We start from the raw sequence: 23,653 nt of genomic DNA on the forward strand, positions 1-23,653 counted from the left end.
GTTTATAATAACCACATTATTTCAGTCGTTAATAGTTAGAGCACGTATATATGTCATCAGGTTTTGAAACCCTAAATTTACATCCACAACTGAAGCAAGCGATTGATAGTTTAGGGTTTAAAGAAATGACCCCCATTCAGCAAAAAGTATTGAAATATACTTTGGCAGGACATGATGCGATTGGGCGTGCGCAGACAGGAACAGGAAAAACAGCTGCATTTTTAGTCAGTATTATTAATGATTTACTCAATAATCCAATTAAAGAAAAGCGTTTTCGTGGTGAGCCACGAGCTTTAATTCTTGCACCAACACGTGAGTTGGCGATTCAAATCGAAAATGATGCGCGTGAATTGGTTAAGTTTTCAAATTTAAACGTGCTAACTTTGGTCGGTGGTGTAGATTTTGACAAACAACGTAAGCAACTAGATGAAGCATTCGTTGATATTCTTGTTGCAACACCTGGACGTTTGATTGATTTTACAGAACAAAAAGAAGTTTGGTTGGATCAAATTGAATTTTTGGTCATTGATGAGGCTGACCGGTTGTTGGATATGGGTTTTATTCCATCGGTAAAACGCATTGTGCGATATTCACCACGAAAAGAACAACGTCAAACTTTATTATTTTCTGCAACCTTTAGTTATGATGTGTTGAATCTAGCACAACAATGGTTGTATGAGCCTGTCACAGTTGAAATTGAACCTGAAAAGAAAACCAATGCAGATGTAGAGCAACGTGTTTATGTGGTTGAAAATCGTGATAAATATAAATTATTACGTGAAATATTAAGTGATGAACCGATTGAAAAAGTAATGATCTTTGCAAATCGTCGTGATCAAGTACGTAAATTATATGACCACTTAAAACGGGATCATTATAAGGTCGTGATGTTATCAGGTGAGATTGCGCAGGACAAACGCTTGAAAATGTTAGACCAATTTAAAAATGGGCAACACAATATCATGATCGCAACCGATGTGGCAGGTCGTGGGATTCATGTTGATGGTGTGTCACATGTGATTAACTTTACGTTGCCTGAACAGTCTGATGATTATGTGCATCGTATTGGTCGTACAGGTCGTGCGGGTACACAAGGCGTTAGTATTAGTTTCTTGTCTGAAGATGATGCTTTTTATTTACCTGAGATTGAAAAAGCGATTGGTCAAAAATTACCTTTAACTCGTTTAGAGGGTTATTGTTAATTCATTGCTGATTAAATACGTAAAATCGTATGAATGATTCTTGCTGAAAACCGCTCAAATTTGAGCGGTTTTTTGTTTTAAATTAGAATTTTAAAGTTTTGATTGGCAGCTAAAGGTGAGCGTAGTTTGGTAATCTGTGTCTTTTTCAATACCTCCTTTACCAATGACTGAACCTAAAACACCTGCTGCTGCGGTAATCATTTTGCCGGTTTGTTCGTCAAATACACCTTTTAATGCGCCATTAAATTCAACTTTTTCGTCTACAACAACAGGTGCTGCTTTTTTACCACAGGCATTATTTGCTGCGGTAATGGCATTATTTTTAGAAATAATTTGGCTTTTACCCAAACCTGTTACTTCATATTGATTATTGGGTTTTTGAATCGCTTGAGTTTGTGTTGGGTTTGAGCTACACGCTGTAAACAAAACAGCACTGGATAACATAGATGCGATTACAAGAGTTTTTTTCATAAGTCCGCCCTAAAAATCTTAAATAGAAAGATGATGGTATTGCAGCATAGGAATGCAAATAAAAATGTCCAAATATGTATTAAAAATGATGCTTTGTATGGTAATCCTGTGAAATACGAAGAATTGTGCAAGGTAAATTCAGTAAATAGCATGATTTTCTGAAAGTTTATGCTAATCTTGTTGGAAAAGGTTTTTGTAGAACATGGTTAATGATGGATTCAAATCTTCAAATTGTGCATCAAAATATTCATCAACGTCAGTCCGTTGGGCATTTGATTGAGCCTGCACCAAATGCAGCGCAATTGGAGATGGCATTTCAAGCTGCTTTGACTGCGCCTGACCATCATCGCCTCAAACCAACACGTTTTATCGTGGTGGCAGGAGAGCAACGTCAAGCTTTTGGTGAATTGCTAGCACAAGCGATCCAAGACTTGGGTGAGGTCGATGCTGCGCAAGTAGAGCGCGTGAAGCATCATCCATTTCGTGCACCTTTATTAATCTTGGTAGTGACTAAAATTGTAGAGCATCAAAAAGTTCCTGAATTTGAACAAATTTTAAGTACTGGCGCAGCGGTGCAGAATTTACTACTTTCTTTACAAGCGCAAGGTTTTGCAAGCATGTGGCGTAGTGGTGCTGTGGTAGAGTCTGCATTATTAAAAACGAAATTAGGTTTAAATGTGCATGATCTGATTTCAGGAATTATTTATGTGGGAACTGCTGCGAAAGTCATCGGACCACGTGCTGAACAAAGTACACATGATTATGTGAGTACTTGGCAGGTAGATCAAAGCTAAAATATAAAGATAGAAATCAGTGTTAATCTCAATAGTGATAAATCAGGATAACAATAATGTCAGAGCTTAAATTTACGGATTTGGTTGAACCCGTAGTGTTGAATCAAAAAACTGCATTGCGTGTCACTGTTCTAGGTGGCGGTAGTTTTGGAACTGCGATGGCAAATACAGCCACCCGTAATGGCTGTGATACAATCATTTGGATTCGTGATGAAAATGTTGCAGCAGAAATGAATGCAACGCATGTGAATAAACGTTATTTGCCTGATTATCCTTTAGAAATGGGCTTGAAAGCAGAATCCAATTTAGAAAAAGCAGTTCGTGATCGTGATATTATTTTAGTGGCGATTCCAAGTCATTCTTTTCGTGATGTTTTAAAGCAAATTAAGCCTTTTATTAGTTCACAAGCTGTGGTGTCTTTGACCAAAGGGATTGAAGCAAAAAGCTTTTGCTTTATGAGTGATATTATTCGTGAAGAATTACCAGAAGTACCTTATGGTGTGCTGTCAGGGCCAAATTTAGCCAAAGAAATTATGGCAGGGCAGCCAGCTGGAACTGTGATCGCGAGCGATTCTGAGTTAGTGCGCTATGCCGTGCAGCAAGCCTTACATAGTGCTTTGTTCCGTGTTTTTGCCAGTGATGATGTGCATGGGGTTGAGCTCGGTGGTGCGCTGAAAAATATTTATGCTGTGGCAATGGGTATGGCAGCAGCTTATAAGGTGGGTGAAAATACCAAAAGTATGATTTTGACTCGTGCTTTGGCGGAAATGAGTCGTTTTGCAGTCAAACTGGGTGCAAATCCATTAACATTTTTAGGTTTGTCTGGTGTGGGGGATTTATTCGCCACTTGTAACAGTCCACTCAGTCGTAATTATCAAGTGGGTTTTGCGTTAGGTTCGGGGAAAACCTTGCAACAAGCAACCAAAGAGCTCGGGCAAACTGCCGAAGGGATTAATACGATTATGCAAGTGAATACTCGTGCAAAAGAATTGGATGTATATATGCCAATTACCACAGCACTGCATGAAGTGATTTTTGAAGGTGCACCACCGTTAAATATTGCGGTTTCTTTAATGAAAAATGGACATCGCAGTGATGTTGAATTTGTATTGCCGCATCATGCGGTTTAAAAAATGCGAAACGGAGATAGTGTTGTCATAAAGAATGGGTATAATTCATTGCAAAGCCATAAGGAAATTTTATGCAACTGACTTTAGTGCGTCATGGTGAAGCAGCACCACCTTTGAATGGAAATGATTATAAACGTCCACTCACTGAGCGTGGTCATGCACAAGCTCAACAAACAGCAAACTTCTTAAAAGATATAGTGAAACCTGATATTTTTGTGGTGAGTCCATTGTTGCGTGCGCAGGAAACCTTAGCACATCTTCAAAAACACTTTCACGATGTAAATGTGTTGATCTGTGATAAGATCAAACCAGATGATGATGCCAAACAAGCCATTGATTGGTTGGCGCAATTACCTTTTGAAAATATTGTGGTTGTGTGTCACATGAATGTGGTTGCTCATATTGCAGAGCAATTAACCCATGAAAATTTTCATCCATATGCATTGGCAGAAGCTCGAATCTATGAGCAAAGCGTCATTGCACAAGGATTATCTACACAACAAAAAGCCTTTATTCCAACAGTATAAAAGTCTTTTAAAAACAAATTACACGGCAGAACACAAGCAATGTTGTATTTATGGATGCCAGAAGCCGATGGAGTTTGGCAATGGTCTCGTGGTGAAGAATGGAAAACGGCTGCAACGCTTGAGCAAGTGATTCAAGTGTTGAAAGAACATCAAGCACAAGAAGCAGTTGTTTATTTTCCAAGTCGTGAAGTGCAAATTCTTCAACAAGAATTAAGCAAAGAGCAGTATAAAAAATTAGGTCAAGATGGCTTAAAATATTTACTAGAAGAATATGTCATTGTTCCAATTGATCAGATGAAGGTGTTTTCACATTTTCAAGCACCGAATCAAGTGACTATCTTGGGGATCAATCAGCACGCTGTCACTACGATGCAGCATTCATTGTCATTATTGCCTGTAAAAATTGTTTCATTATTACCGGACTTCTTGATTTTACCTGTACCAACTGAGCATCAAACTGTGCTTGCTCATTTAAATGGTCGTTTATTGGTGCGTGAAAATGAATGGGCGGGTAATTCTATAGATGATTTAGGTGTGTATTTAGAATATGCAGCAAAAGAGCGTCATTATAAGTATGCGCAACTCACAGCAGAACAGTTAGAAAGTGTGTCTGCAATGACCACTTCGGATTGCTTAGAGCCGTTTAATTATCAATTTTTTGTACCGAAAAAAGCGAAAAATCATCCCTTTAATGTTTTGCCAAAAGCCAAAGAGTCAAATGGTGCTGTGTCAGGTTATTGGAAGGCATGTGCACTGCTATGTGTGGCTTTGATTGCTGTGCAATTGAGTTTTGATGCGTTGCGCTGGGTAAAGCTGAAAAAGGTCGCAGATCAGACAGCAGTGATTGCTATAGATCAGTATAAATCTTGGTTTGGTGCAAATAGTCGGGTGACTGAGCAAAATATTAAAAGTCAGTTTGAAAGTAATTTGCGTTTAAGTCAAAGTGCGAATACTCAGGCTTTACAGTTACTGAGCCGTGTTGGAGCGATTTTGATGCAGCACCAAATTGTGGCGAATAAAGTCAATTATGATACTGCGATTTTAAATATGGATTTGGTTGCGAATAGTTCGGATACATTACAGACTTTGGTGCAGCAGTTGAATCAACAAGGTTTTAAAGCAGAACTTGGTGCGATACAAACGCAAGGTGATTCAGTGGTTGGCTTGGTGAAAATACAATAATGAAAGCACTTGAAAATATCCAAAATAAGTTTGATGCTTTAGCAGATCAAATCTCAGATCAGCTTGATAAAATGACAGTGCGTGAGCGTGTAATGGTGATTTTCACCACGATTTTTGTGACCGTCGCAATCATTGGTTCAGCATTGTGGTATACGCATCGGGCAGCAGAAAATCAACAAAAGCGTTTAAATGAGCTTAAAGACCTCGTGGTTTGGATGCAAAGTAATGTGGTTACGATGAAACCCGCAGATGATTTGTCACTGACTGTACCTGATAAAATCCAGCGTGTGGCTCAACAACAAGGTCTTTCGATTGCGAGTCAGCAAGTCGGAGAGCAGTTTCAAATTGTTGGGCAACATGAAAATTATGCCATCTTGGCAAATTTTTTGACACAAATTGCGCAAATGGGTGTCAGTATTGAAAAAATGGAATTAGCGAAAGCGGATGGACAGATTAAATTAACAGCGACAGTGCATTAAGCAGTGAAAATAAAGCAGTGAGAAGCATAGCCTTTTTTCTATACTGTGCCTATAATACGGCAACTTAAAAAGCAGTAGACTTTTGTAGCTATGATGTATTCACTTGCTCGCCCATTGTTGTTTTCTTTAGCACCGGAGCGTGCACATGAACTGACATTATCGTTGTTAAAATCAGCGCATAAAGTCGGTGCAATGCGTCAGAAAATTGCGCCTAAACCTGTCACTTGTATGGGCATTGAGTTTCCAAATCCAGTCGGTCTTGCAGCAGGCTTGGATAAAAATGGTGCATATATTGATGCTTTAGCAGCGTTAGGTTTTGGTTTTATCGAAATCGGTACAATCACACCAAAACCACAAGCAGGTAATCCGCAACCGCGCTTATTTCGTATTCCAGAAGCCAAAGCCATTATAAACCGTATGGGGTTTAATAATGATGGTGTCGATCAATTAGTCGAAAATGTAAAAGCTGCAAAATTTAAGGGCGTTTTAGGCATCAATATCGGTAAAAATGCCACAACACCAGTTGAAGACGCTGTCTCAGATTACCTGATTTGCCTTGAAAAAGTATATGCGTATGCATCATATATTACGGTCAATATCTCATCACCAAATACCAAAAATTTACGCTCATTACAAAGTGGTCATGCACTGACTGAATTACTTGAAACGTTGAAAAAGCGTCAACTTGAACTTGCTCAAGAACATCAGCATTATGTCCCTTTGGTCTTAAAAGTTGCACCAGATTTAGAACAAAGTGATATTCAGTTTATTGCTTCACAGTTATTAGAATTTAAAATAGACGGTTTAATTGTTACCAATACCACTTTGTCACGTGAAGGAGTTGAAGGTTTACCTTTTGGTGATGAAGCAGGTGGTTTGTCAGGTGCACCAGTTTTTGAAAAAAGTACAGCATGTTTGGCAGCATTTGCAAAGATCTTAAAAGATCAGATTCCGCTTATTGGTGTGGGTGGGATTTTATCAGGTGAACAAGCGGTTGCTAAACAACAAGCAGGTGCAAGTCTAGTACAAATTTACAGTGGTATGATTTATACAGGTCCGGTTTTAATTAAAGATTGCGTTGATGCTATGACCTAAAATGAACACCGTAGATATTATTGTACTTATACTCTTGCTCATTGGAGGGCTAAACGGTTTGCGAAAAGGATTTGTTAATGCCTTTGCGAACTTAGTGGGTTGGGTTTTTGCACTCATTGTTGCAGCAAAATATTCAGCTATTTTCGCGCCCACCATGAGCGTACTCAGTCAAGATCCTGTAGTACAAAAAATTGCTGCATTTGCATTTATTGTCTTAATTATTGTGGTATTGACATGGATCGTAACTGCATTACTGAATAAAATTTTAAAGACGTTTAAGCTTGGACCACTCAATCGTTTAGCGGGTGGCACATTAGGTACCTTGAAAGGTTTGTTCATCGTCCTCATAACAATGCAAGGTTTAGGACCTTGGGTGGAAAGTTCACCTGTATGGAAACAGTCTAAAGTTATTCAAACACTTTTGCCTTATGCGCCTTTAGCAACAGCTCTGTCTAAAGATGCGGCAAATGAAGCGTTGAATCATATTCATTCTGAAGATTATCCTAAGGATGCTTCAAAAACGGAGTCTTCGAGTCAGTCTTCCTCGTCAGAAGATCGCTCAATACACTCAACTAAGAACCCATTTTATTAATCCTAGCTGGTCTGCGAGGTAGCTATGTGTGGAGTCGTTGGTATAGCCGGTAAGTCACCTGTTAACCAAATGTTATTTGATGCGTTAACGATGTTACAACATCGAGGACAGGATGCAGCTGGGATTGTAACTTGTCATAACGGTCGATTATTTCTCAGAAAAGACAATGGTATGGTGCGCGATGTATTCCATACTCGTCATATGCGTGCATTATTAGGTAACTATGGAATTGGGCATGTACGTTATCCAACGGCAGGTTCATCAAGTAGTGCTGAAGCACAGCCATTTTATGTGAACTCGCCGTATGGAATTACGCTTGCACATAATGGTAATTTGACCAATGCAGCTGATATTCATGATGATTTATTCAAAACTGACTTGCGTCATATGAATACAGATTCTGATTCAGAAGTTTTACTTAACGTGTTTGCGCATGAGTTGCAAAAATGCGGTACTTTAGAGCCAAAACCTGAAGATATTTTCCACACGGTAAAACGTGTGCATGAGCGCTGTAAGGGTGCTTATGGTGTGGTTGCCATGATTACTGGGCATGGGATCGTGGGTTTTCGTGATCCGAATGGGATTCGTCCATTGATTTATGGTTCACGTGAGCTTGAGACGGGTGAAAAAGAATATATCATTGCGTCTGAATCAGTGGCAATTACTGCACTTGGTTTTAAAGTAGAGCGTGATATTGCCCCAGGTGAGGCGGTGTTTATTGACGCACAGGGTCAACTATTTACCCAACAGTGTGCAGACAATTCACGTTATCGCCCATGTATTTTTGAATATGTTTATTTTGCACGTCCAGACGCCATCATTGATGGTATTTCAGTGTATAAAGCACGTTTGAAAATGGGTGAGACTTTAGCGCAGAAAATTTTACGTGACTGGGGTGAGCAACACGATATTGATGTTGTTATTCCGATTCCAGATACAAGCCGTACTTCTGCATTAGAGTTGGCAAATGCTTTAGGTGTGAAATTCCGTGAAGGGTTTATGAAAAACCGTTATATCGGTCGTACCTTTATCATGCCAGGACAGCAACAACGTAAAAAGTCTGTACGTCAAAAACTCAACCCTGTAGAGCTTGAGTTTAAAGGTAAAAATGTACTCTTGGTCGATGACTCAATCGTTCGTGGTACAACGTGTAATGAAATCATTCAAATGGCACGTGATGCTGGTGCGAAGAAAGTGTATTTTGCTTCTGCTGCGCCGATGGTGAAATATCCAAATGTGTACGGTATTGATATGCCTGTGAAGTCGGAGTTGATCGCATCGAATCGTAGTGTTGAAGAAATTCAAGAGATTATTGGTGCAGATCGCTTAATTTTCCAAGATTTGGACGATTTAAAAACTGCGGTAAAAACCAGCAAAGTGCCTGAAGTACAAGACTTTGATTGTTCTGTATTTGATGGAGTTTATGTCACAGGTGATATTGATACCGCATATTTAGATGATTTGGCGATGAGTCGTAACGACTTAGCGAAAAAGCAAAAAGATGGTTATATTGATGTCAATATTGATGCAGCATCAGTCGATCTCAGTGGTATTAAAGAAAGTTCTTAATTCTTAAAGTAGAATTAAACTGTTAAAAAAGCGGGGCATTCCCGCTTTTTTGCGCTATGATATTTTTCATCAAAAAATCTGATGATATGATTTTTTATTTCAATATCCTAACAATGTAATGAGGATGCTTACATTGAAAGATGTCAGTCATTATTTAATAAAAAACAAGAATATACTTTGGTCTGCAAGTATTTGTTCTGTTGCAGTGCTCATTACTATTTTTATTTTAAATACTGTTTTAGGGTTGTTGGTTCATTATGTACATCCTTCGGAATCAATTTTTTGGCACGTTCTTAGTCCATTTTGCGTGAGTTTGTTGCTGATCGTGATTTTAGGCTCAATCGTTTATGAGTTTTATATTTTTCGTGCAGGTGGGCATTCATTAGCGAAACAGCTTAAAGCACGACGCTTAAATTTAATAGAAAGTACGCCAGAAGAAAATATTGCCTTAAAAATTACGGAAAAATTAGCACAAAATTTTGATATTGATAGTCCAACTGTATATGTTTTGCCTGATGAAATTGGTGTAAATGCTTTAACAGCGGGATTTCATCCACGAGATACTGTAATTATTTTAACTTGGGGAGCGTTACAAAACCTTGATGAATTAGAGCTTTATGGTTTATTGGGGCATGAGTTCAACCAAATTTTATCAGGTGAAGCTAAAGAAAATACTCGTCTGAAAATTTTGTATAGTGGCTTAACGTCTTTTAGTCAGATTGGCAGTAAAATTGCCAAACAAGGTTTTGCTGTCTATGAGAAAGGTCGCCGCCACAAGTTTGAAACAAGTTTTGTTGCAATTGGGGGGGTGATTTGGCTCATTGGTAGTATGGGGATTTTGATTTCTCGTTTGATTAAATATTTTACTTTGGGTGGGCGAACGTTTTATAACGATTATAAAACCAAACGCTTGATGTTAAATAATGCCAATATACAAACATTGTTGCGAATCTATGTGCATCATGCAGGGTCACAGATTCATAGTGAATATTCAGAATCAATTGCGCACATGTGTTTTGCAAACTCACTCAGTCCACAAAGTTGGTTGAATATTCACCCTAGTATTGAAGATCGCATTTATGAGTTGAATCCCACATTATTACAAGATTTACAAATTGAAAATTTGAAAAAATTACGTAGTCAGCCTTTATTTGTGTTGATGCGTCCTTTAGAAGAATTAAATACAGAAATTTATACACCGTGGATTTCGCCACAGCCTTTGCCTTTAATTCGTTTATCTCCGATTAGTTTTGCATTGAACGATGCGATTAAACCATTAAATTCTGAAGTTCGACGACAAATGCAACGCCCTGATTTGTTGCAACGGGCGATGCAAACCCCCACAGGTTCACGTGAAGTGATGGTGGCCATTTTGATGATTCGACAATATCGAGAATTTATTCCATCTAATGCGGAGGTGAGTCGTGCAATTGTAGATGCCCTGTTACATTTGGATGGACGGGTGCATATTCAAATTTTTCATGATGCATGTGCCAATTTGGGCAATATGCCTGCAACGAGCGCACGTCAATTTGTGACTAAACTGGCTAAAATTATTCAAGAAGATGGGGAGATTGGTTTACTGGATGCTTTGCTGATTGAGCGAGTTAAAGCAGAACTGCATCTCTTACCCATTCATACACCTTCCTCTTTAGAGATTGTTAAACCGCAGATTGTACGTTTGATTGATGCTTTACTCCATGTACAGCAGATTAATAGTGAAAATCAACTGGAAGCGCGCTATCACATTTTACAGCGTGTTTTGAGTAAAGAAGAACTTGAATTATTCCGTGAAATTTCAGATGAACCCATTGATCTCAGTGAAATTCTAAATGATATTGCGGGATTGTTATTGCGAGATCGGTTGAGTATTTTGGGTGTTGCAGAAGTGTGTTTGTGGAATGATCGCATTATTACCCAAGATGAATTGGATGTTTTAGAACTCTTGTATTGGCGTTTAGGTTTTGAAACTGAAGAAATTGTGGATCAGATGCAAAAGAAAAATAGTGTGATGATTATCTAAATTTTCTGATTTTAAAATTTGATCTGTAGTGACAATATGAAGGCTTAAAAGTATTGCTGTTTAAATGTGCAGGCAAATATAAAACACAGCAAAAATATGCAAAGCTCGGTAGAATATGCATCGAATAGAAAGTTGAATAATGTGATGAATGTGAACGTACAGGAACACCAGCGAAGTATTTTGGCTGCAATGGGGATTGATCTTTGGATTCCCAAGAAAGATGTGTCTGTACGTCACGTACAAAACCAATTATACCGTGATGTTGCGGCGCAAGAGATCACTTCAAATCTCCAATTTAATGTTGATCGTGCCACATCTGAAACACCAAAAGCACCGTTAAATCCTGTCTTAGATCTTCAGCAATTCGCTACTCAAGCGCAATCTGCTCGAGTAGATTCGATTCAAGATGCATCTTTAACAACAGATCAAACGGTTACAGTTGTTGAAACAGCACAAAAAAATATTGTTAATGAAATAGTTGAAGCGCAAACAATCGCAGCATTTGAGTTGCAGGCTTTTTGCTTGAAAAGTTGTGTGATGATCATCGATGCAACTCAGATGAATGCAGCGCAACAAAAACTTTGGTTGAATATTCAGAATGTATTACTCGGTGAGTATTTTGAGTTGAAGTGGCCATTTCCAATCTTGCAATTTCAAGATGGTCGTGGTGTTTCGATGTATATTCAAGGCTTTTTGGATGCGCTCAGACAAGATAAAGTTGTCCTGAGTTTAGGTGAGATTCCACATTTACATAATGCGGATATTATTCAGTTGGCAAGTTTGCAAGAGATGTTGCAACAACCAAAATTAAAACGTCGTTTATGGCAATTTATGCAACAATCGCAGTAGATTAAACATTTAAGAAAAGAAAGCACAACAGGGATAGGTGATGCAGAAAAAAGTGATCGTATTTAGCCAAATTGATGCTGATGTTTTAGCAACATTGCAAGCACAGTATCACGTGGTTGTGATTAATCCTAAGATGGGTGATGTGAATGAGCAAATTCGTCAACATGTTGTGGATGCCGATGCAATGATTGGTGCAGGGCGTTTGTTAAATGAAACTAATTTAGCACCTGCACAAAAATTAAAAATTATTTCATCGGTGAGTGTCGGCTATGATAATTATGATGTGGCTTATTTAAATCAAAAGAAAATTTGGCTGAGTAATACACCACATGTACTGACTGAAACTACAGCAGATTTAGCATTTACGTTGCTGATGAGTGCTGCACGAAAAGTCCCAAGTTTGGATCAGTGGACGAAGCAAGGTGAGTGGAAGCGTACAGTTAGTGGGGCGCAGTTTGGGCAAGAAATTTTTGGTAAAACACTTGGAATTGTTGGTTTAGGTCATATTGGTGAAGCCATTGCACGGCGGGGTTTTCATGGTTTTAATATGAATATTTTGTATCATAATCGGCGTGAAAAATTAGAATTGGCACAACCACTCAATGCACAATACCGTAGTCTAAAAGATTTATTACAACAGTCTGATTTTGTCGTGGTTGCTGTAGACTTAAATGCAGAATCTAAAGCATTGATTAATGCGGAAGCATTTGATTTGATGCAAAAACATGCGGTCTTTGTGAATATCTCTCGCGGCTCGGTGGTAGATGAACAGGCTTTAATTGATGCCTTGCAACAACATAAAATTTTTGCAGCAGGTTTGGATGTCTATCAAAAAGAACCATTACAACAGTCACCATTATTTGACTTAGAAAATGTGGTGACGTTGCCTCATATTGGGTCAGCAACGGCTGAAACACGACAAAAAATGGTGAAGTTGGCTTATCAAAATCTTGTTGATGCACTTGAAGATCGTGTACCCCGTTATTTGGTCAATGAAAATTTTTCTAGCTAAAATGTCGTTAAAAAACTGCTACATTTTGCCTCGAATTTGTGCTAATTCCAATGCTATAGTGGTAGGAAATATCTGTTAGAGTATGGCATTGAAAAAGATTTTGCTGACATTGGGTTTAAGTTTGAGCTGTATTGTGCATGCAATACAAGACTTTTACCCAATGCATACACCACAAGTGGAAATTCCTGAGATTGGTAGTGGTATCGGCTTAATTGATCAACAAAAAGAAAAAATAATTGGTGAAAAAGTGTATCGAGAGGTACAGCACCAACTGCCCATTGTGCAAAATCCTTGGTTAGAAGACCAATTTATGCTGGTCTTTTCCCGTATTTTAAGTCAAACCCAAATGGGCTCTCCGATTGGTTTAGTGATTGTGAAGGATCCGCAAATTAATGCCTTTGCTGTACCTGGTGGATTATTTGCTTTAAATACGGGAATGGTCACTTCTTCAAAGAATATGGATGAAGTGGTAGGGGTGATGGCACATGAAATTGCCCATGTGACACAGCGTCATTATAGCCGTTCGCAAGAAGCATTTAAGGGACAGGGCTTATTGGCACTTGCTGGCATTATTGTGGGGGCTGCTTTAGCATCTAAGGCAGATGGCGATGTGGGGAGTGCAGTTATGCTGGGCTCTCAAGCCGCATTGATGGATCAACAGCTCATTTATAGTCGTAATCAAGAGCGTGAAGCTGATCGTATTGGTATGCAATTGATGTATGGTGCGGGCTATAATCCACAAAGCATGGCTGATTTTTTTGAAACTATGCACCGTACCACTAGTCGTTTAAGTTTTTTACCTGATTTTTGGTTGACTCATCCCTTAACGAGTGAGCGAATGAGTGAGGCTCGTTTACGTGCCAACCAATTTCCACGAGTGCAAATAAATAATAATCAACAAGAGTTTGAGCTGATTAAGTGGTATACAGCGGCAGTTTCGGGACAGACGTCACAACAACAATTAGAGGGTTTAATTCAACAAAATAGTTTTGCTGGACTTTTAGCTGCAAGTGAGTTTAATGCACAGCAAGGTGATTATGCCAAAGCACAGGGCTATTTAAATACAGCAAAGAAAATAAATCCTGATCATACTTTGTTGCATATTATTCAAACTGATGTTTATTTAGGGCAAAATAAAATTGAAGATGCTTATCAAGCGATTATTAACAAACAACGTATCATGCCTGAAAACCGTGCTTTAAATTATAAGCTTGCTGAGGTGTATATTCGACAGAATAAAGGGCAAGATGCTGAAAAATTGGTGAATCGTTTTGTCAGCAAAAATAAAACCGATATACAAGGTTGGCAATTATTACAACAAGCTGCAAATTTAGATAAAAATAATCCGTTACGTACAGTGAATGTATTGTATTACCGTGCAGAAGTACAGTATTGGGGGGGTGACGAGGAAAATGCGATTAAATCTTTATTGCATGCACAACGTTTGGCAAAAGGGAATAATGCAATGACCGCACGCATTGATACACGCTTAAAAGTGATGCAAGATGAACGTAAATTAAAGATTTAATTGCACAAAAAATGTTTGAATGTTCACTTTGTAACAAATATAAATATCTATTTTCTATGGAAAAAGTTAATCTTATTCTAAAATCAACTCTTTTAATTTTTAAGTAAATTTATGAAAAAAATAATGGCAGTTTTACTTTTCGTGGGGTGTGCACAACATGCAGTGGCGGACTCGGTGGAACGTTATGCAAGACAAGTTGAAAAAATTTCAACGCAATACAATATGCAAATGAAAAACTTTTTACGCAGTCTCAACCCTCAAATCACACAGTTTGATGCACAACAAAAAACACAATATTGTGCCATCGTAAAAACTTACGTGGATGATATGTATAAAGTGACAGATGAAAATCGCAGTAGTTTACCGCCATCTTATATGTCAATCACGAAACAAGATGTAATTAATAAGGTCAATAGTTCACCTGAGATGCAAATCCTTAAAAAATATAATATTCAGTGTGATTTGAATCATAGTTAAATGAAATGCATGTCGAAATTAAATATTTACTGCTTTTAAATGTTAGATTTTAAATATTGAAGCTGTGCATATTAAAAGTATATGTATTTAAAATAGATGTGCCGTAAAAAGTTAGCTTGAAAATCGGAAGTGTTTGTTTAGATAAGATGAGAAGAATATAGAGAATTCATTTGGGCTATTCAACAGTGATTATTTCATTGCAAAATAATTTTATTGCTGTATGAATAGACCAAACCAAACAATAGATAGATTTTAGACTGGGAAATTAAGCAAGTTTTGCTTTAATTTTGCTCGAAACTTGTGCAGGATCGGCACGTCCGGCTATGATCGGACGTAGAGAATTCATCACCTTACCCATATCTTTCATGCTAGTAGCACCTTGCGCTTCAATCGTTTGCGCAATGAGAGAATCAAGCTCGTCCTCTGACATAGCTTCAGGTAGAAATTGAGATAAAACCTCGATTTCGGCTTGTTCTTTACTAGCTAAATCTTCGCGATTAGCACCTAAAAAGGCTTTAACCGACTCTTTGCGTTGTTTGATTTGCTTTTCAATGACCGCAAGAACCTGAGTATCATCAAGCTCAATGCGCTCATCGACTTCGATTTGCTTGATTGCTGCCTGTAGACCACGTATTACCGTTAACTTATCCATTTCTTTAGCACGCATAGCGGCTTTTAAAACGTCAGTGATTTGGTTTTTTAAAGTAGTCATTTAAGTTGTCCAGTCAGTCAATCATTCACAAATAAATCTTAGTAAAGGCGAGTCGTACGTACTGATTCACGCGCCAATTTCTTTTGGTAGCGTTTAACAGCAGCAGCTTTTTTACGTTTACGTTCTTGAGTAGGTTTTTCGTAGAATTCACGTTTACGAACGTCAGCAAGAACACCTGCTTTTTCGCATGAACGTTTGAAACGACGGATCGCTACGTCTACTGGTTCGCCTTCTTTCAATTTAACTTGTGGCATGAAGAATCCTCATTAAGTTATGGATAAGATCAGGGTGGAATTACCCTTGATCACAAGTGAAGGACAGTATTTTACTCATTTACATCTCATATCACAAGTCTATAATAGCTTTGGCAATATTTTGATACGGGTAAAAGGTAGTTTAATGATCGTTCTGGGCTTAGAAACTTCATGTGATGAAACAGGTTTGGCGCTGTACGACAGTGAAGTCGGCTTAAGAGGACAGGTGTTATATAGTCAGATCAAATTACATGCTGAATATGGTGGGGTCGTCCCTGAGCTTGCCTCACGTGACCATGTGCGTAAACTTATTCCTTTGATTAATCAATTGCTTGCAGACAGTCAGATAAAAAAATCTGAGATTGATGCGGTTGCCTATACACGTGGACCTGGTTTGATGGGGGCACTGATGACAGGCGCATTGTTTGGTCGAACTTTGGCATTTGCATTAAATAAGCCTGCGATTGGTGTGCACCATATGGAAGGTCATATGCTTGCACCACTTTTATCGGCTACACCACCAGAATTTCCGTTTGTCGCTTTATTGGTCTCAGGTGGGCATACGCAATTAATGGCTGCTCATGGGATTGGTGAATATGAAATTTTAGGCGAATCGATCGACGATGCCGCGGGTGAAGCCTTTGATAAAGTCGCGAAAATGTTGAAATTGCCGTATCCAGGTGGGCCAAATATTTCACGTTTAGCAGAACAGGGCGATAAAAATGCCTTTGAATTTCCGCGTCCAATGTTGCATCAAGGTTTAGAATTTTCTTTTAGTGGATTAAAAACTGCGGTTTCAGTGCAACTGAAAAAACTAGACGGTGAAAATCGGGATGCTGATATTGCCGCATCATTCCAAGAAGCGCTTGTAGATACATTGGTTAAAAAATCAGTCAAAGCACTGAAGCAAACAGGAATGAAACGTTTGGTGATTGCAGGGGGTGTCAGTGCAAATAAGCGTTTGCGTGAGCGTTTAGAAGCCGATTTAGCGAAAATTAAAGCGACGGTTTACTATGCTGAACCTGCTTTATGTACCGACAATGGCGCCATGATTGCTTTTGCGGGTTATCAGCGTCTTAAAGCAGGGCAGCAGGATGGTTTGTCTGTAACGACGACACCACGTTGGCCAATGACAGAGTTAACGAAACCTGAATAATTTTTTTAAAATTAAAAAAATGTTAAATGAAGAAAGGGGCGAAAAGCCCCTTTCTTTATGAAGCACACCAGAAAAATAATGTATTTTAAAGTAGTGGCTAATCTAACTCTGCATAAGAAAATATTTCAATCATAAACTCGGTTTTGTCCAAAGCATGTCTAAATAACACAATAAATTTCCTTAGAGCTTCGGCATCTTTTGAATAAGCACAAAACATATCCGCTTCAGGGTCAAACTTGATCGTGTCCACCAATTCAGGCAGTTGTTTGTCGACATAAGTGCTTGCCAATGCTGCCCAATCATAGCCATTTCCTTCAAAGCCTTCATCAGCACGACTTGCAATAATTTCTGATTTAAAATTTAACTCGGTGAGGCATACTGAATAGCTGTTTTCATGCGCTACCCAAAAAGAAGGGTTGGATGGTTTGTTTAAAATTATCAATGCTCATTTTTATAACGCTTTATTAAAATAGAAGTAGTATCATTTTAAAATAGATTGAGCGGTTAAATTGTTGAAATTATGAAATGTAATTGTGTTTGTTTATATAAAAATCAGGCATCAAAAAGCTATAGTTAGATGAGGTGTAAGCATGACATTAAAGTGAAAGTCTTGCTGTGTTATAGATTAAAAATGACTTTTGCTGATCAAGAGCATGTCATAGCTTTGTCACTGAAGAAGATTAGCATTGGAGAATGTGCAACTAAAGATCAGGTATTTTGCGCTCAATACGATACTTAAATTTTTTTTAATTGTTTATTATTTGAATGTTTTTATGATTGCTTTAACTCAAAAGAAGTTTTCAAATTTTTATATTTTTATCACTTTTCTAAAGCTGGGTTGTATTGCCTTTGGTGGACCAGCGGCACATATTGTTTTATTTCATAATTTTTTGATTAAGAGATCATCGTGGTTAGATGAACAAGAATATTTTAAAGTACTTGCTTTGGCACAAATTATTCCTGGGCCTACCAGTAGTCAAGTAGGGATTGCCATTGGTTATTTCAAAAATGGCTATAGCGGTGCGTTTTGTGCTTGGTTGGGATTTACTTTGCCTTCGGCGATTTTGATGACTTGTGCTGCAGTATTGGGACAGTATTTTTTTAACAGTCTAAATCAACATTTTTTTCATGTCATTCAATTGATTGTGTTGGCTGTGGTGATATTCGCATTTTGGCAAATGTTACGTAGTCTTTGTCAGTATTTTTGGCAATATTTGCTGATGCTATTTGCTATGATTTTTATTTATGTTGTGCCTGTATCAGCAAATCAAATCATTGTAATTTTAATCGCTGCAATTGTTGGATTATTTTTAGCAAAAGCAAAAGATCCACAGCATGATGTTGAAAACAATAGCATTTCGTTTAAAGCTACCAAAGCTTATATGTGGTTGATTGTATTCATTGTGCCATTTTTATTATTTCCAATTTTAAATCATTTGAGTCCATCATTGTTTCTGCAAGCTTTTGAGGGTTTTTATCGCTCTGCTTCTTTGGTTTTTGGAGGTGGGCATATTATTTTACCGATGCTACATCAAGATTTTGTTGCAACGGATTTAGTCGCCAATGAAAGTTTTGATTTGGGTTATGCGATTGTACAGCTAATGCCAGGTCCATTATTTAGTTTTGCCAGTTATTTGGGGGCTTTGTTGCCATTTACATCATCTGTTGTTGTGAATGCAAGTCTAGCGACACTCATGATTTATATCCCATCATTTTTATTGATTTTTGCTACTTTGCCGTATTGGTCTTGGTTCATGCAACAACAAACAATTTATAAAGCAATTCAGGGGATTCATGCTGCTGTCGTCGGGTTGTTATTGTGTTTGATTGTACAAATGACTGAGAAATACATTGTGCAATGGGTAGATCTACTCTTTGTGATCACACTCATTGCATTATTAAAAAGTAAATTACCGATTTGGCTTACACTTATAGGAAGTTTTAGCACTTATTATTTTTATTTAAATAGTGTGGTGATTTCATAAAAATAGACAATATGATCCAGCATATTGTCTATTGATTTACATTCTAGTTATATTTATATCATAAGGCTTTTAATTGTTGAGCGCCAATCCAATGTTTTGAAAATTGATAGGCTGCACGGCCAGAACGTTGCCCACGTGCTTGACACCAACGTAGGGCTTCGGCACGTGTTTCATCATCAAAAGGCATATTTTCTTTGGCTAAATAATGCGCAACGATTTCTAGGTAAAGATTTTGATCCATCGGATAAAAAGACAACCAAAGCCCAAAGCGATCTGACAGTGAAATTTTTTCTTCAATGGCTTCTTGGGGATGCAATTCGTTATGTTGAGGCACATCTGCACGCATAACAGGGGTATTTTCATGCATAAATTCAGGCAGTAAATGACGGCGGTTACTGGTGGCATAAATGATGAAATTGTTTGAACCTGACTGTAATGAGCCATCTAAAACACTCTTTAAACTACGATAGTTTTCATCTTCAGCATTAAATGCCAAGTCATCACAATACACGATAAATTTTTCAGGACGTGCTTGGATCATTTTTTGGATTTCAGGAAGGTCAGATAGGTCATCACGTTCAATTTCAATCAAACGTAATCCTTGAGCTTGGTATCGGGGCAATAATGCACGCACAATCGAAGATTTACCTGTACCCCGTGAACCTGTTAGCAAAATATCATTGGCAGGTAAACCATTTAAAAATTGTTCAGTATTTTGCAAAATTTTATCACGTTGACGTTCGATGCCTTTAAGGTCTGCTAATAAAATCGCTTTAGGTTGATAAATGGGTTTGAGCTGCTTGTCTTGCCAACGAAAGGCAGGCGCAGAAAAATCAGGATCTTGCTTGGGTTCAGGCAGTACGTTTTTTAGTTGTTCAAGCACGATAGATAAGGATTGGATTAAATGATCAGGTAAATCAAGAGTGGCCATAACAGTTCGCTAATATTTTACAGTTTGTTAAGATATGCTATGAGCATACACCGAAGACAAACGAAATACTGTGGAAATGAACATCTTAGTCAAAAAATAGTCGTTTTGAGTAATTGCTTCTGCAAAAAATATTCAGCATAGTGAATGGAACACACACTCTATTTTTAGAGTTAAATTATAGGACCATGCGACAAATGAACATAGAATTTAAACATGATCTCAATCCACATCAAGCCTATCGCATCAAAAAATTAAAAAGACAACTTGCACAAGCTGAAAGTTATGAAGAGTGGAAGGCGACAGCATTAAAATTGGATGAAGAAAGTGGTACGCAAGAATGGAAATATGACAATAGCTCACCTTATTTTGACTCTGAAATTATTGCCCACAGATTAAATATTCTACGTCGTTATCGCCATCAAAAGCGCACTGCGGACTTAATTTACATATTAAGTGAAGGTTTAAGTCACGATCTTGCCAATATTGCTCATCCTTTATTATTTACCGAAACCTATGTGGGTACGAAGAAACTCATTGAAGATTATGTCGAAGAAGTCAGTCAAAGTTTGGCATTTATTGCTTCTGTGGCTTGTGAAGATTTGAGCGTACAGGAAAAAATTGAGTTTTTTAAAAATTGTGAAAAAGTCTATGGGCAGCCTGCCATCATGTTTTCGGGCGGTGCAACACTGGGGCTTTTTCATACGGGTGTATGTAAAGCACTGATTGAACAAGATCTATTGCCCAAAGTGCTGTCAGGTTCTAGTGCAGGGGCGATCATGACGGCGATGTTGGGAATTTCAAAACCAAGTGAAATATTTGATATTTTGTCAGGTGAACACTTTTATAGTGAGGCATTTCATTTTAGAAGCTTGCGTGAGCTGATCAAAGGTAATGGTGGTTTTGCTGATGTTCGCTATTTAAAGAAATTTTTGGTTGAAAATCTAGGTGATTTGACTTTTGAGGAGGCTTATCAACAGTCTGGCTTGGATATTAATATCAGTGTTGCGCCGTATAATGTTTCACATGAAGATGCACGTATTATGAATAAATATACTGCACCTGACTTATTGGTGTGGAGTGCGGTTTTGGCATCATGCGCAGTTCCAATTTTATTCCCGCCTGTACGTTTAACAGGCAAGCGTTATGACTCGGTCCATACACCCTATTTAGCCAGTACCCGTTGGGTGGATGGCAGTGTACGCAGTGATTTTCCACAAGAAAAAATGTCGCGCTTATATAATATTAATTATACCATTGCCAGTCAGGTCAATCCGCACATTGTGCCATTTATGCAAACAGACACTGAACGCTTTCGTAAAGATTTACTGAGTTGGCCTGAGCGTATAGTCCGCAAACACGGTAAAACTATTGCCATGGATGTGATGGACTTTACCCGAGATCGTGTAGGGCGCATTCCAACTGTTCGCAGATTGTTAGAACATGGCTACGGTATTATTGATCAGCGCTACTATGGTGATGTCAATATCATTGGAAATTATAGCCTGAAACATTATCAGTACATGTTACAAAATCCACGCCCTGAATTATTTGCATTACTTCAGCGAGAGGGTGAACGTGCAACTTGGCCAAAAATTTCAAGTATAGAAACCCATGCACGTATAGGTAAAACCATTCAACATTGTTTAGAGGTTTTAAACTTTAGTTTGAAAAATAAAGTGAATGCTAGACAGAAAGAGCAGGCATGAACATCAAACCATTGGCTACCGCTATAAATTCTGCCCGAAGCCAAAGTTTTGGGCGGAGAATTTATTGTGTAGAAAATACAACGGGTAAGTACTGGATTAAGCAGCAGCTTGCCCATGTGAATGCAGACTATGAGCGTAGTTTTTTACATGAACTCAAGATGTATAGTCGTTTAAATGCTTTGGAATCTCCTGATTATTCATTTTTATGTGATTTTTCCATTACCAGTACGATAGACTCTAGTGTTTCTTCACCACTTTTATTGCGTGATTCTTTACAGTTACAAGACGCAGCAGCACTTTTTGCAGAAAACGCATTATCACTGCAATTTTCGCAAGTAATTCAAATTTTAAGGCAAAGTTTAGAGGTCTTGGAACATCTGCATGAACTGGGTTTTATTCATGGTGATTTAAAAATTGAACATTTTAGACAACAATCAGGACGTTTGTGCTTAATTGATTTTGAACAAAGTGCTCATCTTGATGATGTCAAAGATATGCCAAATACTGCAACACCACGTTATATGGCACCTGAGTTATTCCATGCAAATCCGAAATCGTTCCAATCCGATCTGTATGCTTTAGGGATTATTTGGTTAGAATGGTTGAAACAAGAAAAGTTGCAAGCAAAAAGTTATCAAGATTGGGCTTTTTTGCATTGTCAAAACTTAAAAATACAGCTTACACCTCAATTTCAAGCCTTTGAAGAAGTTTTGAGTCTGATGTTACGTAAACAAATTTCACAACGTTGTACAAATATTTATCAAATAAAACAACTATTAAGCAAAATTGGCTAAAGAAAAGACGAAGAAAGGTGGTTTTGTTTTATATTTAAACAAACAAGTGTTTTTTTATAAAAAAGGGCTTGTCAGACCCAAATGATCTCTATAATATACACAGCCATCGGGGACGTGGCGAAATTGGTAGACGCACTGGATTTAGGTTCCAGCGCCGCAAGGTGTGAGAGTTCGAGTCTCTCCGTCCCCACCAAGCAATTATTAGGTGGTCCGAAAACTTAGTAATATGCACTAGAGGATTGGTGTAATGGTAGCATGACGGTCTCCAAAACCGTTCGTCAAGGTTCGAGTCCTTGATCCTCTGCCAACTTATTTAATTTTAATCGCGAAAGTGATAAAAAATCGGGGACGTGGCGAAATTGGTAGACGCACTGGATTTAGGTTCCAGCGCCGCAAGGTGTGAGAGTTCGAGTCTCTCCGTCCCCACCATATTTTAAAAGCAAGATTTGTAGGTCTTGCTTTTTTTATGCCTTTTTAAAAATATAAAAATTTTTAGGCATCCAAAACAGATGCCTTTAATATTGATTGAAGCAAGAAAATATTTAAAATTTTAAGCTTTTAAATGATCTTCAAATTCTTCACCCAGTTGGAATGCTAAGTTATTGCCAGCAAGGTCACAGGTCACTAAGCCATATTCTTTTTTAAAGCTGAAGGTAAAGCCTTTGCCATCTGCTAAATTTTTCACTGAATATCCAAGCTTTTCTAACCAAATACGAAATGCGATTAGATTCTTTGCTTTCACTACCTTTTTCATGGAAGGCTCTCCTTAATTCCTGTCTGTAAAATTAATAGGGATGACTTTCAAATTTTTAAAGGGGAGAAATGATGAAATAATTTTTTTATAGCAATTTTTGATCAATTGGGGAACTTAATTTTTCGAATATTGGGATCATTTTTTTATTGATTGAGTTGCTTTTTTGATAGTAAGTTTATAAAAAATATCAATTTTATTAAAATATCATCAAGGTGCTTAAGCCAATTTAAAAATAATTTGATATATCTCTTTTAAGATGAAATTTTTTATGAATCTGTAAGAAAATATATCAAGATGCTTATAAATTCAGCAGTATTGTTCAATATTTTCCCACCAAAATTATTTTAAGTTTATTTTATCGCTGTCATGAGCTGTATGCAGCAGATTGCTGTTTGTTTCAAAGTCGTTCTCGTTACGGTCATTTTCATACT

At 37.8% G+C, this 23,653-nt stretch carries 24 protein-coding genes and 3 tRNA genes; 21 read left to right on the top strand and 6 right to left on the bottom strand.

Annotation, left to right across the window (positions count from 1 at the left end; genetic code table 11):
• Positions 1 to 50 precede the first annotated feature (50 nt).
• Complete coding sequence (gene rhlB, locus G0028_RS06755) at positions 51 to 1,202, top strand: ATP-dependent RNA helicase RhlB (protein ID WP_174492955.1); 1,152 nt, start codon at positions 51 to 53, stop codon at positions 1,200 to 1,202.
• A 90-nt stretch (positions 1,203 to 1,292) separates the two neighbouring features.
• On the opposite strand, the gene G0028_RS06760 is transcribed toward rhlB, so the two are convergent.
• Positions 1,293 to 1,673, bottom strand: coding sequence for a hypothetical protein (locus G0028_RS06760; protein WP_130072745.1), 381 nt, complete (start codon positions 1,671 to 1,673; stop codon positions 1,293 to 1,295).
• 209 nt (positions 1,674 to 1,882) lie between these two features.
• Between G0028_RS06760 and G0028_RS06765 the strand changes: the two genes are divergently transcribed.
• The 13 genes from G0028_RS06765 (at position 1,883) to G0028_RS06825 (ending at position 14,930) form a co-directional block, all read left to right on the top strand.
• Complete coding sequence (locus tag G0028_RS06765) at positions 1,883 to 2,467, top strand: nitroreductase (protein WP_180044752.1); 585 nt, start codon at positions 1,883 to 1,885, stop codon at positions 2,465 to 2,467.
• 56 nt (positions 2,468 to 2,523) lie between these two features.
• Positions 2,524 to 3,597 (top strand): NAD(P)H-dependent glycerol-3-phosphate dehydrogenase, encoded by a 1,074-nt coding sequence (locus G0028_RS06770; RefSeq protein ID WP_180044751.1) that lies wholly within the window; start codon positions 2,524 to 2,526, stop codon positions 3,595 to 3,597.
• A 71-nt stretch (positions 3,598 to 3,668) separates the two neighbouring features.
• Positions 3,669 to 4,124 (top strand): phosphohistidine phosphatase SixA, encoded by a 456-nt coding sequence (sixA, locus tag G0028_RS06775; protein WP_130072742.1) that lies wholly within the window; start codon positions 3,669 to 3,671, stop codon positions 4,122 to 4,124.
• A gap of 39 nt (positions 4,125 to 4,163) precedes the next feature.
• Positions 4,164 to 5,306, top strand: a complete 1,143-nt coding sequence (gene gspL, locus G0028_RS06780; RefSeq protein ID WP_180044750.1) for a type II secretion system protein GspL — start codon at positions 4,164 to 4,166, stop codon at positions 5,304 to 5,306.
• Complete coding sequence (gene gspM / locus G0028_RS06785) at positions 5,306 to 5,785, top strand: type II secretion system protein GspM (protein ID WP_180044749.1); 480 nt, start codon at positions 5,306 to 5,308, stop codon at positions 5,783 to 5,785. The genes gspL and gspM overlap by 1 nt, the downstream gene beginning before the upstream one ends.
• A gap of 90 nt (positions 5,786 to 5,875) precedes the next feature.
• Positions 5,876 to 6,880, top strand: a complete 1,005-nt coding sequence (locus tag G0028_RS06790; protein WP_130072739.1) for a quinone-dependent dihydroorotate dehydrogenase — start codon at positions 5,876 to 5,878, stop codon at positions 6,878 to 6,880.
• A gap of 1 nt (position 6,881) precedes the next feature.
• Positions 6,882 to 7,472: a CvpA family protein gene (locus G0028_RS06795; protein ID WP_130072738.1), complete on the top strand. Its 591-nt coding sequence runs from the start codon at positions 6,882 to 6,884 to the stop codon at positions 7,470 to 7,472.
• Between the two features lie 24 nt (positions 7,473 to 7,496).
• Complete coding sequence (gene purF, locus G0028_RS06800) at positions 7,497 to 9,041, top strand: amidophosphoribosyltransferase (RefSeq protein ID WP_130072737.1); 1,545 nt, start codon at positions 7,497 to 7,499, stop codon at positions 9,039 to 9,041.
• 133 nt (positions 9,042 to 9,174) lie between these two features.
• Positions 9,175 to 11,064 carry a M48 family metalloprotease gene (locus tag G0028_RS06805; protein WP_130073038.1) on the top strand — a complete coding sequence of 630 codons (1,890 nt, stop codon included), beginning with the start codon at positions 9,175 to 9,177 and terminating at the stop codon, positions 11,062 to 11,064.
• 96 nt (positions 11,065 to 11,160) lie between these two features.
• A complete protein-coding gene (locus tag G0028_RS06810) occupies positions 11,161 to 11,913 on the top strand; it encodes a hypothetical protein (protein ID WP_227554785.1) in 753 nt (250 codons plus the stop codon).
• Between the two features lie 40 nt (positions 11,914 to 11,953).
• Positions 11,954 to 12,925, top strand: a complete 972-nt coding sequence (locus G0028_RS06815; RefSeq protein ID WP_180044748.1) for a 2-hydroxyacid dehydrogenase — start codon at positions 11,954 to 11,956, stop codon at positions 12,923 to 12,925.
• 88 nt (positions 12,926 to 13,013) lie between these two features.
• The gene (locus tag G0028_RS06820; RefSeq protein ID WP_373687868.1) at positions 13,014 to 14,453 is read left to right on the top strand and encodes a M48 family metalloprotease; all 1,440 of its coding nucleotides are present in this window, start codon (positions 13,014 to 13,016) and stop codon (positions 14,451 to 14,453) included.
• A gap of 111 nt (positions 14,454 to 14,564) precedes the next feature.
• The gene (locus G0028_RS06825) at positions 14,565 to 14,930 is read left to right on the top strand and encodes a hypothetical protein (RefSeq protein WP_130072734.1); all 366 of its coding nucleotides are present in this window, start codon (positions 14,565 to 14,567) and stop codon (positions 14,928 to 14,930) included.
• Positions 14,931 to 15,195: 265 nt separating this feature from the next.
• Here G0028_RS06825 and G0028_RS06830 read toward each other — a convergent pair whose 3' ends face one another.
• The gene (locus G0028_RS06830) at positions 15,196 to 15,642 is read right to left on the bottom strand and encodes a GatB/YqeY domain-containing protein (protein WP_065992076.1); all 447 of its coding nucleotides are present in this window, start codon (positions 15,640 to 15,642) and stop codon (positions 15,196 to 15,198) included.
• A 38-nt stretch (positions 15,643 to 15,680) separates the two neighbouring features.
• Positions 15,681 to 15,896, bottom strand: coding sequence for a 30S ribosomal protein S21 (gene rpsU / locus G0028_RS06835; RefSeq protein ID WP_001136722.1), 216 nt, complete (start codon positions 15,894 to 15,896; stop codon positions 15,681 to 15,683).
• Positions 15,897 to 16,041: 145 nt separating this feature from the next.
• On the opposite strand from rpsU, the gene tsaD reads away from it, so the two are divergent.
• Positions 16,042 to 17,052, top strand: coding sequence for a tRNA (adenosine(37)-N6)-threonylcarbamoyltransferase complex transferase subunit TsaD (gene tsaD, locus G0028_RS06840; protein WP_130073036.1), 1,011 nt, complete (start codon positions 16,042 to 16,044; stop codon positions 17,050 to 17,052).
• Positions 17,053 to 17,149: 97 nt separating this feature from the next.
• Here tsaD and G0028_RS06845 read toward each other — a convergent pair whose 3' ends face one another.
• Positions 17,150 to 17,494: an immunity 51 family protein gene (locus G0028_RS06845; RefSeq protein ID WP_218946233.1), complete on the bottom strand. Its 345-nt coding sequence runs from the start codon at positions 17,492 to 17,494 to the stop codon at positions 17,150 to 17,152.
• 331 nt (positions 17,495 to 17,825) lie between these two features.
• Between G0028_RS06845 and chrA the strand changes: the two genes are divergently transcribed.
• The gene (gene chrA, locus G0028_RS06850) at positions 17,826 to 19,037 is read left to right on the top strand and encodes a chromate efflux transporter (RefSeq protein WP_180044747.1); all 1,212 of its coding nucleotides are present in this window, start codon (positions 17,826 to 17,828) and stop codon (positions 19,035 to 19,037) included.
• Positions 19,038 to 19,095: 58 nt separating this feature from the next.
• Here the strand turns inward: chrA and G0028_RS06855 are convergent, their stop codons facing one another.
• Positions 19,096 to 19,968, bottom strand: coding sequence for an ATP-binding protein (locus G0028_RS06855; RefSeq protein ID WP_130072731.1), 873 nt, complete (start codon positions 19,966 to 19,968; stop codon positions 19,096 to 19,098).
• Positions 19,969 to 20,162: 194 nt separating this feature from the next.
• Between G0028_RS06855 and G0028_RS06860 the strand changes: the two genes are divergently transcribed.
• The 5 genes from G0028_RS06860 (at position 20,163) to G0028_RS06880 (ending at position 22,897) form a co-directional block, all read left to right on the top strand.
• Entirely contained in the window at positions 20,163 to 21,674 is a 1,512-nt protein-coding gene (locus G0028_RS06860; RefSeq protein WP_130072730.1) for a DUF3336 domain-containing protein, read from the top strand.
• The gene (locus G0028_RS06865) at positions 21,671 to 22,468 is read left to right on the top strand and encodes a protein kinase domain-containing protein (protein WP_180044746.1); all 798 of its coding nucleotides are present in this window, start codon (positions 21,671 to 21,673) and stop codon (positions 22,466 to 22,468) included. The genes G0028_RS06860 and G0028_RS06865 overlap by 4 nt, the downstream gene beginning before the upstream one ends.
• A 108-nt stretch (positions 22,469 to 22,576) precedes the next feature.
• Positions 22,577 to 22,661, top strand: a tRNA-Leu gene (locus G0028_RS06870).
• A 40-nt stretch (positions 22,662 to 22,701) separates the two neighbouring features.
• Positions 22,702 to 22,775, top strand: a tRNA-Trp gene (locus tag G0028_RS06875).
• 37 nt (positions 22,776 to 22,812) lie between these two features.
• Positions 22,813 to 22,897, top strand: a tRNA-Leu gene (locus G0028_RS06880).
• Between the two features lie 121 nt (positions 22,898 to 23,018).
• Here G0028_RS06880 and G0028_RS06885 read toward each other — a convergent pair.
• Positions 23,019 to 23,222 (bottom strand): hypothetical protein, encoded by a 204-nt coding sequence (locus tag G0028_RS06885; protein ID WP_065991968.1) that lies wholly within the window; start codon positions 23,220 to 23,222, stop codon positions 23,019 to 23,021.
• Positions 23,223 to 23,653 lie beyond the last annotated feature (431 nt).

The sequence above is a fragment of the Acinetobacter piscicola genome (assembly GCF_015218165.1).
In the GTDB taxonomy this organism is placed as follows: Bacteria; Pseudomonadota; Gammaproteobacteria; order Pseudomonadales; family Moraxellaceae; genus Acinetobacter; species Acinetobacter piscicola_A.